This is a genomic window from Janthinobacterium sp. BHSEK, from assembly GCF_056174685.1.
On the sequence record NZ_JBWBYV010000054.1, the window covers coordinates 1 to 11153 of the forward strand.

At 64.3% G+C, this 11153-nt stretch carries 6 protein-coding genes and 1 riboswitch; of the genes, 1 reads left to right on the forward strand and 5 read right to left on the reverse strand.

All coding sequences use genetic code 11. The features are described from left to right. Positions 1 to 142: 142 nt before the first annotated feature. From AC0V2Y_RS18790 to AC0V2Y_RS18810, 5 genes are all read right to left on the reverse strand, one after another. On the reverse strand, positions 143 to 580 hold the full coding sequence (locus AC0V2Y_RS18790) for an antitoxin Xre/MbcA/ParS toxin-binding domain-containing protein (RefSeq protein ID WP_475417797.1): 438 nt from the start codon (positions 578 to 580) through the stop codon (positions 143 to 145). Positions 581 to 715: 135 nt separating this feature from the next. Then, on the reverse strand, positions 716 to 3334 hold the full coding sequence (locus AC0V2Y_RS18795; protein WP_475417798.1) for a S53 family peptidase: 2619 nt from the start codon (positions 3332 to 3334) through the stop codon (positions 716 to 718). A gap of 83 nt (positions 3335 to 3417) precedes the next feature. Continuing rightward, a riboswitch (cyclic di-GMP riboswitch) is annotated at positions 3418 to 3504 on the reverse strand. 276 nt (positions 3505 to 3780) lie between these two features. Beyond that, a complete protein-coding gene (fos, locus tag AC0V2Y_RS18800) occupies positions 3781 to 4188 on the reverse strand; it encodes a fosfomycin resistance glutathione transferase (RefSeq protein ID WP_475417799.1) in 408 nt (135 codons plus the stop codon). Between the two features lie 232 nt (positions 4189 to 4420). Continuing rightward, entirely contained in the window at positions 4421 to 6121 is a 1701-nt protein-coding gene (recJ, locus tag AC0V2Y_RS18805) for a single-stranded-DNA-specific exonuclease RecJ (RefSeq protein ID WP_475417800.1), read from the reverse strand. Beyond that, positions 6118 to 7170 (reverse strand): hypothetical protein, encoded by a 1053-nt coding sequence (locus AC0V2Y_RS18810; protein WP_475417801.1) that lies wholly within the window; start codon positions 7168 to 7170, stop codon positions 6118 to 6120. Before AC0V2Y_RS18810 ends, recJ begins: the two co-directional genes overlap by 4 nt. A 422-nt stretch (positions 7171 to 7592) precedes the next feature. Between AC0V2Y_RS18810 and AC0V2Y_RS18815 the strand changes: the two genes are divergently transcribed. Next, positions 7593 to 11102, forward strand: a complete 3510-nt coding sequence (locus AC0V2Y_RS18815; RefSeq protein WP_475417802.1) for an SdrD B-like domain-containing protein — start codon at positions 7593 to 7595, stop codon at positions 11100 to 11102. The last annotated feature ends 51 nt before the right edge of the window (positions 11103 to 11153 follow it).

Genomic DNA, 11153 nt, shown 5'->3' on the forward strand with positions numbered 1-11153 from the left:
TACTCGACCTCTATCACTTTCTGATTCTGTTAAGATATTTCTATCTAAAACGGTACTTTTTCTAATGCGTGTAGTATTCAGTATTTTTTTATATTTCATTTATTTTCCCCTTGAATTATTTTTAGTAACTACTCAGTAATTATTAAATGTCGCCACGCCGCGCATCGAGCAGCTTGCGCACGGTCTGCATGGCCAGCAAGCCGCCGGCCAGCATCTGCGACAACGGCGTGCGGCCGCCGAAGATCGGGTTTTTGTTAGGCAAGCTCACCCATTCGTCGGCCAGCTTGTCGCCGTACAGGATGTGCAGGGCCTTGTAGATGCCCAGCAAATACGAAATGCGCGTGATGCGGTCCACTTCCAGCACGCGGTCCGGGTGCTTCTTCCACTCGTACCAGGCGCTGCTGGACAGGCCGCCCAGCAATTCGCGCGCATCGTCGTCGCGCAGTTTCCACGCGGCGGCCAGCTTGAAAAATCCTTTCAATGCCGCCTGCGACAATCGCTCGCGCTCGGCTTTGGCATTCAGGTCGACGAGCACGGCCGGCTCGAAGCGGCTCTTGGGGTAGGCATAGGCGAGATGCATGATAGTCCTTCAATAGGAATCTGTTTATGGACTATTTATACTCCTTTTTTGGATTCGTTGCAACGGCCGCGCGCATGAGAAACGGGACGCAGGGGACGTGTGTCCCGCTGCGTCCCGTTGGCAGGCCGCGCCAGCTTATCTTGCCGTGACCGTCACCGGCACGTTCAGCTGCGCCGTCAAGCCTTTATTGTCCAGCGCCACGACCTTCAGCGTATAGCTGCCGGTCACCGGTTGCGGCCAGTAGGCCGTGATGGTCATGCCGCTCATGGAGAACTGCATGCCCAGCGGTGCGCCGATGATCGAGATCCACAGCGCGTTCGCGCCGGGCGCCGTCAGCACGATGCTGCCGCTCATGGCCTTGCCAGCCACGCCCGTCATGGCGGCGGCGCTGATCGTGGGGCCGGCGGCAGCGATTTTCACCGAGGCCACGGCCTGGCCCGTCAAGCCCGTCTTGGTGTCCCTGGCGATGACGGTCACGCTGTAGCTGCCTAGCACGGGGCTGGCCCAGCTGACGACGCCGGCGGCATTGATGCTCATGCCGGACGGCGCGCCCGACAGGCTGTAGCTGACGGGGTTGGGCGCCACCACCGTGGCGCTGAACGACAGGGCCACGCCCGGCTTGCCGCTGACGCCGGCGACCGTCACCACGGGCGGCAGCGGGGCGGCGATGGCCACTGTGTAGATGCCTTTGCCGCTCAGGCCAGTCTTGCTGTCCGTGGCCGTCACGGTGACGGCGTAGGTGCCGGCCACGGGCGCGGCCCAGCTCACCAGGCCGGCGCTGCTGATGGCCATGCCGGCCGGCGCGCCGGCGAGCGCGTAGCTGACGGGATTGGCGGCCGTGACGCTGACATTGAATGCCAGTGCTGTGCCCACCTTGCCCGTGATGGCGCCGGCGGCCACGACGGGCGGCGCGACGGGGGCGATGACGATGCCGTACACGCCCTGGCCGCTGAGGCCAGTGACGGTATCCTTGGCCAGCATGGTCACGGCATACGTGCCCGCAATGGGGGCGGCCCAGCTGACCACGCCCGTGGCGGCGATGCTCATGCCGGCCGGCGCGCCCAGCATGGTGTAGCTGAGAGGATTGGCTGCGCTGGCCGAGACGGTGAACGACAGCGGCTTGCCGGCCGCGCCGCTGATGCTGGCCGGCGCCACCACGGGGGCTGTCGGGGCGATCTGCGTGCCCGACAGGGCGGCCAGCAGGCTTTTCACGTTCGGCGTGCCCAGGCCGCCCAGCGGGTCATAGCCGACCCTGGCCGTGCAGACGCTGCAGGTGCCGTTGCTGCCCCGCGTGATGTCGGCAAAGCTGCTGGCAAAGGTGCCGGGCACGCTGGCGATCTGGCCGTACAGCATGTTGTGCGGCAAGCCGAGCGCCGTCTTCGCCTGCAGCGCGCGGCTGGCGTTGGCGATGGCGACCAGGCCGGCCCATTGCGGCGTGGACAGGCTGGTGCCGCCTATGCTGAGCCAGCTGGCGGTGCTGCTGCCCTGTGCCATCACGGCCGTGTACTGGCCCGTGGCGGGGTCGGCATTGAAGGCCACGTCGGCCACGTTGCGGCGCAGCAGATTGGTCAGGCCGGGCACGCTGGCCGTCTGGTAGCTGGGCAGTGCCGTGTAGGCGCTGATGCCGCCGCCCGTGCCGGACCAGGCTGCTTCGCTGCGCACGCCGCTACCGCTGTAGCTGAGCGTGGTGCCGCCCACGGCCAGCACGTTGGGCGAGACGGACGGCCAGGACACGCCGCTGCCCGAGTCGCCCGTGGCGGCCAGGTAGCTCATGTTCTTGCCCGTGAAGGCGCTGTCGACGGAGGCCGTCCAGTTGCCTTCGGCGGCGCCAAAGCTCATCGAGACGACGCCAGGCCCCATCAGGTTGGCCAGGCGCACGGCGCCCAGCAGGCTGTTGATGGACGCGTCGGGCGCCTCGATCAGCACGATGCGCGCCAGCGGCGCCGTGGCATGCGCCCATTGCACGTCGAGCGCGATTTCCATGGCCCAGCCCGAGTTGTAGGCGGGCGCGGTGGCCGTCATGGTGCTTGATGGCGTGTTGTACACGACGGAAAATTCGCAGCCGCTGAGCGGTGCTGGCGGCAATGGCAGGGCGGCATTCGTGGCGATGGTCTTGGTGGTGCAGCCGGGCAAGCCGAATTTCTGGTTGAAGATGGCCAGTTCGGCGGCCGCGTTCGGGTTATGCATGGCGTCGACGATATAGATCGTCTGCCCGGCGCCCAGCTGGGCCGCCTGGGCCGGCGTCAGCGCCGTGCCCGCCGCCGGCAGGGCAGGCAGGTCGTAGGCGGCGCGGATTTGCGCGGGAGAGTAGGTGGCCACGACGCTGCTGCCGGCCATCGGCGCGACGGTGTCCGCCGCGCCGCCGGACAGCAGCGGCGCGCTGTCTTGCGCCGTCTGCTGCGCGGCGGCGATCTTTTGCGCCGTCAGGCGGCGCGTGGCCATGTCCGCCATGGCGCGCGGCACGTGCTGCAAATGCGGCCGCCAGTGGGCCGAGCCGCTGCTGTTGGCGTTGTCGCGCCCGTCCGGCGCATCGAGCAGGGCCGGGGCCGCATGGAACATCGGTTGCACCACCAGCGCGCCGACGGCGGCGGGGATGACGGGTACCTCGACGCTGAACTGTGTCGCGGCCGTGGCGATGGCGGCGGGCGGCGCCGCCGTCTCCTGGCCGGGGCCGCACGCGCCCAGCAGGATGGCGGCCGTGGCGCCCAGCAGCAGGCGCCCGTGGCGGGGATGCGGGGGAATGATTTTTTTCATGGCGAAACTCTCCGAGTTGGGCGAGGGCCACATCTCGACAATGCATCCAGGCTGGCGCCGCGCGCTGGCGGTCCCGGCCCTGCATTGGCAGCCCCGCTGCCGTGGCGCTTGCGCGCGGTAGGCCGGTGGCTTTGCGTCCCCGCCTTTCGACGGGTTTGCCCTCAGAACTGATCAAGCATCATGATGAATTAGCTGATGCATTATCGATTCTAGCGAATTTGCCAAATAAGTGTTAACTATTTTCAATCAATATTTTTATTTTTACCATACAATGTGGCGAATTTACCCATTTCGCGATGTAATCTTGCCAGCTTGATTAAGCCTTAAAGGCAAGATTATCAGGCGGTTATCGCTGTGTGACGGTGTTTTTTCAGGGCAACACTGCTTGTGTTTTTCAGTGATGAAATGAATGTAATGAATTTATTAAATATGTCATTTTCAGGGCGTCAATCCTCGAACACCATGCCTTGATATGGTGCTGCGCGGCAGGCCGCCAGCCGCTGCGCCAGGCTGCCCGCATGGATTTCCAGCTGGTGGCCGTCCGGGTCGAGAAAATACAGGGAATCGCCGGCGCTGCGGTTTTTCTGCCATTCCGCCACGCCAGCCGTGCGCAGGCGGGCGGCAAAGGCGGGAAAATCATCCTGCGAGATGGAAAACGCATAGTGCGTGTAGCCGTTCGCGCTGATCGCTGCGCCCGCATCCAGCGACAGGCACAGCCACAAATTCCCGGCCGACAGGTAGGCGCCCCTGTCCCAGCGCGCATGCAGGCGCAGGCCCAGCGTATCGCGGTAAAAGACGACGCTGCGATCAAGGTCGTGTACGGACAGGGTGAGGTGGTTCAGGCCGGTCAACATGGTGCTGGATAACTTTCAGGTGAGGGAGGCCTGTATCCGTCATTGCCATGATTTGATATGACTTTGTTCCACAGGGGTTTGAGATACAGCAGCAAGGTCATAAAGCTCACGGCACCTGACCAAACCGTAGCGAGCGGAAGGGAGAGGTGGCCGAGAAGCGCAACCGTACTTTTAGTACGGGGAGCATCGCAGGCTACCTATACCAACGCGCAGTAGGTTGTGTCAGGTGTCACTACGCAGGCTCGGCGTGCTCCACCATGAGCTGCACCTTGGTCGTGCCATTGTATTCATTCGCATCGAGCCGGAAGGCGACCCTGGTGCGTTCGCCCAAGGCATCCGTATGCCCGAACCAGATGGCGTCGAAGCGCACGCCGTTCTTTTCCAGCAGCAGTTTCAAATGCCGTTCCTTGAGGATGCGCTGGCTGACGACGCGGAATTCGTCGCAGAAGACGGGCGGGGCGAAGCCCTGGCCCCACACCTGGCCATCCATCAGCTCGATGAAGGCCGTCGTGTAATACGCGTCTTCCAGCGGGCCGTCCGTTTCCACCACCCGTTCCAGCTGTTGGGCGCTGAGCCAGGCCTGGCCCACGGCTTCGAAGGCCTGGGAAAACGCGTCGAAGGCGTCGGCGCGGATGGTCAAGCCGGCCGCCATGGCGTGGCCGCCGAACTTGTCGATCAGGCTAGGCGCCCGTTTTGACACGAGGTCGAGCGCGTCGCGCAGGTGGAAGCCGGGAATCGAGCGTCCGGAACCCTTGATCCAGCCGTCCGCGCCCGGCGCAAAGGTAATCGTCGGGCGGTAGAATTTTTCCTTCAGGCGCGACGCGACGATGCCGATCACGCCCTGGTGCCAGGATGCATCGAAGACGCTGATGGTGCTGCTGTTGGCCGGCTCGAAATCGTCGAGGTGCAGCAGGGCCGTATCCTGCATTTCCGCCTCGATTTCGCGGCGCTTCAGGTTGATGTCGTTGAGTTGCTGGGCCAGCGCCCAGGCGCGGCCTTCGTCGTCCGTGATCAGGCATTCGATGCCCAGCGACATGTCCTGCAGGCGGCCGGCCGCATTCAGGCGCGGCCCCAGGGCAAAGCCCAGGTCGAACGGCGTGGCGCTGCGCGCTTCGCGGCCCGCCACGCGGAACAGGGCGGCCACGCCCGCGTGCATATTGCCCTTGCGCATGCGTTTCAAGCCTTGCGCGACGAGGATGCGGTTGTTGGTATCGAGGCGCACCACGTCGGCCACCGTGCCCAGCGCCACCAGGTCGAGCAGGTTGTCGAGCTTGGGTTGCGTCTGCGCGTCAAAGATGCCGCGCCGGCGCAGTTCGGCCCGCAGGGCCAGCAAGACGTAGAACACGACGCCCACGCCCGCCAAATGCTTGGACGGGAAACCGCAGGCGGGCTGGTTCGGGTTGACGATGACGGCCGCGTCGGGCAGGGTGTCGGCCGGCAAATGGTGGTCGGTGACGACGACCTCGATGCCGCGCCGGTTCGCCTCGGCCACGCCGTCGATGCTGGCGATGCCGTTGTCGACGGTGATGATGATGTCGGGCGCCTTTTCACGGGCAGTGAGCTCGACGATTTCCGGCGTCAGGCCGTAGCCGTATTCAAAACGGTTGGGCACGATGAAATCGACGTCGGCACCCATGGCGCGCAAGCCGCGTATGGCCACGGCGCAGGCGGTGGCGCCGTCGCAATCGTAGTCGGCCACGATGACCATACGCTTCTTGGCGGCAATGGCGTCGGCCAGGAAGACGCCGGCCGCGCCGATGTGCAGCAAGCCGGACGGCGGTATCAAGTCCTTGGCCTCAATCGACAGTTCTTTCGCGTCGGACAGGCCGCGCGAGGCGTACAGGCGGGCCAGCACGGGATGGATGCCGCCCTGGCGCAGCAGTTCGGATTCGCGGTAAGGGCAGGGACGGGTGGCGATGCGGGTACGGGTCATGATGCTTTCAACTTGTTCAGGGTCATCGCGCGCCAGAATTTGCGCTGCGCATGTTTGCTGGTGGTGGCGTCGAGCCAGGCGTCGCGGTGGCTCAGCACCAGGCGCAGCTGGCCCAGGCGGCCATCTTTCAAGGCCGCCAGCAGCAGCGCGAACCAGTCTGCTTCCAGCGCTTGCAGCTGCTGCAGCCACATGCCCCATTCCTGGGCCTGCGCCGCTTCGATCAGGCCGCCCAGCACGACGATCGTGTCGGCTTGGTCCGCCAGCACACTGTTTGGACTGGCATCGCGGCGCGCCGGTTCCGCCAGTGCGGCCAGCCAGCCGGGCGCGTTCCGCGTATGCAGGCTGGCCGCGCAGCGCGCAGCTTCCCCTGTTGCCACGCTCCCGCCCCAGAGCCAGAACGCATTGATGGCTTTCAAGCCCCGTTCCTCGCGCGCCGCATTGACCGGGTGTTCATGCCACAGCATCTGCACTTCATTTTGCAGGCGGCGCGCGGCGCGCGCGTGCTCGCCGTCCGGCATCCAGACGGACAGGTCTTGCGTGGTGGCGGCGTCCGGCGTGGCGCACTGCAAGTCGCTCCAGCCATCGGCGCGCATGAACCAGGTGCCCGCGTCGCCATACGCCAGCGGCTGGCCGATCTCGTCGAAATACGGGGCCGCAATGTCGAACAGGGCGCGGCCATCGGTCTCGCTCAGCTTGAGCTGGCGCAAGTCTTCCAGGCTGATATGGCTGCGGGCGATGGCCAGGTGGGCAGGATGCAGCAGGAAATAGCGCCCGCCCGGTTCCGGCGCGAGGCCGTAGCCGCGCATGGCCCGGGCGGCAAAGGCCGCCTGCGCCGCCTCGCCGCTGGGCGCGGGCGCCAGGCCCAGCGCATGCGCCAGCCACGCTTCATGCGGCAGCAGGCGGTTGGCGTTGTCAAAAGTTTCCAAATTGCAAGTAGATGTGCGCGACAGCAGCGCTGCCAGCGCGGGCGCCTGCAAGACCTTGAGCAGGTCGGCAGCCAGTTCGGCGTTGGGCAAGGCGAAGGGCAGGACGAGGGTAAGTTGATTCATCCCGAGATTGTAGGCGATAGCGGTGGCGCGCGAGAAGGGCGCATGCGTTTTCGCCGTGATCGCCGCCACAGATTGCCGCGGGCAAGGCGGCCGCTTTGCATGGTGAAAGTATCAATAAAATATTTTAATTATTGAAATTTTATCTTTGTCGTCGGAAAATGATTCTCTTTTGAAAAGATAGTGGATATAATTGCGCTAACTAAAATATCAGAAAGACAATCACCCCCTGATGCGTGATTGCGTCGTCTGGCTCCTGTGTCCCTCGAAATTGTATACAAGATCTGCCGGCTTCATTTTTTAAACAAGTCTCTTCTTGGAAGCCCACCTATGTATACATTCGCCGCTTTGCGCGGCCAGGCTGATCACGCCCTGGCCCCCCGTATTTCCGCTCCTGCCGCCGTGGCATGCCGTCAGGAGGCCGCATGACTACCTACAACCTGTCGACCACGGTCCACGTCTGCGAAGACATCAACAAGAATTTCGATATCCGCGACCTGCTGATCCAGGCCGGCTACTCGGTGCAAGGCGAACTGAACATCAAGAATTTCACCGTGCTCTTGCCGGACGATACGGAATCGACCGAGAACACGCCGCTGTTCGGCATGCTCGACGCGGACACCGTGTATGTGCGCCCCGGCGACTGGGCCGCCAACTACAACGGCAGCTTCTCGACCATCGAAGTGACGATCGACAAGGGCAATGGCGATATCGTCCAACTGAGCCTGCAAGTCATCATCGACCCCGTCAACGACGCGCCCGACGCGGCCGACAAGACCTTCACCTTGCTCGACGGTAGCAGCGTGGTGCTCAGCGAAGGCGATTTCGGCTTCCACGACGACGTCGAGCACGACGGCTTCAAGTCCATCGTCATCACGAATACCACCACGGCGGGCCAGGTCTTGCTCAACGGCGTGGCCGTGACGGTGGGCACGGAAGTGTCCATCGACGCCATCCGCGCGGGCCAGCTGGTCTTCGTGCCCAGCCAGACGGTGGCCGGCGACTTCGACCTCGGCTTCAAGGTGCGCGATGACGGCGGCACGGCCGGCTGCAATGCGCAGGACCTGAGCCTGGCGCCCCATTACCTGACCTTCAAGGTGCCGATGGCCCACCTGGGCGATTTCGTCTGGGAAGACAAGAATGCCAACGGCGTGCAGGACGCGGGCGAGGCGGGCATCGCCAATGTGGTCGTGCAATTGAAGGATACGGCCGGCAATGTGGTGGCCTCGACCACGACGGACGCCAGCGGCGGCTATCACTTCGACGTCAATCCGGGCACGTATTCCGTCACCGTGGTGGCGCCCGCCGGCTATGTGCCGACGGCGGCGAACCAGGGCGGCGATGCGGGCAAGGACAGCAATATCGACGCGGCCGGCAAGATGGCGCCCGTGACCCTGGCGCCGGGCGAAACCAACCTGACCCTGGACGCGGGCCTGTACCGCACGGCCGAGCTGGGCGACCGGGTCTGGTTCGATACCAACAAGAACGGCGTGCAGGACGCGGGCGAAGCGGGTGCTGTTGGCGTGAAAGTGACCTTGCTCGATGCGTCGGGCAACGCCGTCGGCAGTCCGCTGGTGACGGATGCGAACGGCAACTACCTGTTCACGAATCTGAAGCCGGGCGCCTACAGCGTGCAATTCGATAAGACCACCCTGCCAGCCGGCTATACCTTCACGGGTCAGGACCAGGGCGGCGACGAGCAGCGCGACTCGGACGCGAATGCCGACGGCAGGACCGCGCAAGTGCTGCTGGCCTCGGGCGACAGCAACCACAGCGTGGATGCGGGCATCGTGGCCTTGCCGGCCACCCTGGGCGACCGCGTGTGGCATGACAGCAACGCCAACGGCATCCAGGATGCGGGCGAGTCCGGCATCGGCGGCGTCACCGTGCAACTGAAAAATGCGGCCGGCAGCGTGATCGGCTCGACCGTCACGGATGCTTCCGGTTACTACAACTTCAATGTCGATCCGGGCACGTATTCCATCGCCGTCGTCGCCCCCGCAGGCTATTTGACCACCGTCAAGGATGCGGGCAGCAGCGACGCGCTCGACAGCGATATCAACACGCTGGGCAACAGCGGCCAGGTGACGGTCGCTGCGGGCCAGAACTACAAGGATCTCGATGCCGGCCTGTACAAGACCGCCTCCATCGGCGACCGCGTCTGGTTCGATGCGAACGGCAACGGCACGCAGGATGCGGGCGAGGCGGGCGTCTGTGGCGTGAAAGTCAATCTGTACAACGCGCAAGGCGTCGTCGTGGCCAGCGCCACCACGGATGCCAGCGGCAATTATCTGTTCAGCAACCTGGTCCCCGGCAATTACTATCTGGGCTTCGTGCCGCCGGCCGGCTACGGCTTCACCAAGGCCGATATCGGCGGTTACGCCACCGATTCGGACGTCAATCCGGCCAGCGGCTTCACCACCACATGGGCCACCTTGAAGTCGGGCGATGTGCAGCTGGACTGGGATGCGGGCCTGGTCAAACTCAACACGGCTTCCATCGGCGACCGCGTGTGGGAAGACAACAACTACAACGGCGTACAGGATGCGGGCGAGCTGGGCGTGGCGGGCGTAAAAGTCAACCTGCTCAACGCCAGCAACGTGGTCATTGCCTCGACGACGACGAATGCCAGCGGCAACTACCTGTTCAGCGAACTGGCGGCCGGCAGCTACAAGGTCGAAGTCATCCGTCCATCGGGCTTTTATTACACCAAGGCCAATCTGGGCAGCGATACGGCCGATTCCGATGTCGATGTCAGCACGGGGCGCTCGGCCCTGATCAACCTGGCCGCCGGCCAGAACGACATGAGCTGGGACGCGGGCATCTACCGCAAGGCCAGCCTGGGCGACAAGGTATGGCGCGACGCCGACCATGACGGCGTGCAGGATTACAACGAGGCGGGCATCGCCAACATCAAGGTGCAGCTGTACTCGGGCAGCGGCGTGCTGCTGGCCACCACCTACACGAATGCCAATGGCAACTATCTGTTCAGCAACCTCGATCCGGGCAGCTATTCGCTCAAGTTCGACAAGTCGGGCGTGTATCACGCCGGCTACGCCATGGATACGTGGCGCTGGGGCGCGAAGAACGTGGGCGCGAACGACAATATCGATTCGGACGTCAACAGCAATGGCACGACGGGCAACGTGGTCTACACGGACATATTGAAACTGGCGTCGGGCCAGAACGACATGAGCTGGGATGCGGCCATCACGCCCATCGTCATCGACCTCAACGGTGACGGCGTGCACACGATCGCCCGCGCCGACTTCCACGGCAGCTTCGACTTGCTGGGTACGGGCAGCGCCATCCAGACGGGCTGGGTCTCGGCGCAGGACGGCTTGCTGGCCATCGACAGCAGTGGCAATGGCAAGATAGATAATATCTCCGAGTTGTTCGGTGGTAACGAGAAGGGCACGGGCTTCGCCAAGCTGTCCAGCTATGACTCGAACCATGACGGCGTGGTCGATGCGCACGACGACAAGTTCGCTGAGCTGCGCATCTGGCGCGACGCCAACAGCAATGGCGTCACGGACGATGGCGAGCTGATGTCCCTGCACGACGCCGGCGTGGCCAGCCTGGCCGTGAGCTACACGGAACTGCCTTTCCTCGACGCCAACAGCAATCTGCACCTGGAACGCAGCAGCGCCACCCTGGCCGACGGCAAGACGGTCGACATGACGGACGTGTATTTCAACGTCGATGCCAAGGATGCGGCCGCCGCCGGCGTCACCTTGCCGAGCATGGCCGATCTGCTGCGCGACGACAGCACGCTCGACGTGGTGCTGGGCCAGGATGGCACGGTGAGCACGGTGGCCGCCGCACCGGCCGCAGCAGCCCCTGCCGCCGAAGCCCAGGCCCAGTGCGAAATGGCCGACCTCTTGCGCCGCGCCATGGCTCACGTAAATACCCAGCCCCAGGAAATGGCTGCCTGATGTCCCTTGCCGGGCCATGAGCCTGCCCGGCAATGCCGCGCCGGCGCCCCC